We start from the raw sequence: 229 nt of genomic DNA on the forward strand, positions 1-229 counted from the left end.
CTTGCACGGACCACATACTCGACGGTTTCCGGCAGGCTCATCTGCTGCGTTTCCGCGCGCATCTTGCCGATCAGGTTCGCGAAGCTCGCAAGACTGGAGCCCGCCTTGCCGGCGACATACGGGATCGCCGCGGCCATCGAGCAGTTATACAGTCGCGCCGCGTCCGCGAGCTGTTCGATCGAGCGCGCGCCGATGCCGCGCGTGGGGAAATTGACGACCCGCGCGAACG

The 229-nt window shown here is 65.9% G+C and carries 1 pseudogene; it reads right to left on the reverse strand.

The window, feature by feature from the left end:
• Window positions 1-229 (reverse strand): annotated as a pseudogene (locus R0J87_RS25475) (hypothetical protein); the annotation flags it as partial.

The organism is Halomonas sp. SIMBA_159 (assembly GCF_046536035.1).
In the GTDB taxonomy this organism is placed as follows: Bacteria; Pseudomonadota; Gammaproteobacteria; order Pseudomonadales; family Halomonadaceae; genus Vreelandella; species Vreelandella venusta_A.